The following is a 247-nucleotide window of genomic DNA, read 5'->3' as shown; positions in this document are numbered from 1 at the left end:
TATTCACGGCCAGCGCCGTGGCCGTCAGTCCGACTACGGCACCCAGCTGCGTGAGAAGCAAAAAGTTCGTCGTATCTATGGCGTACTCGAGCGTCAATTCAGCGGTTACTACAAAGAAGCTGCCGGCAAGAAAGGCGCTACTGGTGAGAACCTGCTGCAACTGCTCGAATGCCGTCTGGATAACGTTGTTTACCGCATGGGCTACGGTGCTACCCGCGCTGAGTCCCGTCAGCTGGTTTCGCACAAA

1 protein-coding gene is annotated in these 247 nt (G+C 56.3%); it reads left to right on the top strand.

Going from position 1 to position 247, the window contains the following annotated elements; genetic code table 11:
* On the top strand, nucleotides 1–247 hold a 247-nt coding region (gene rpsD / locus AC0IYH_RS33240), incomplete at both ends, for a 30S ribosomal protein S4 (RefSeq protein WP_471838669.1).

The organism is Pseudomonas sp. AC463, from assembly GCF_979253585.1.
This window is presented reverse-complemented; position numbering and strand designations above follow the sequence as displayed.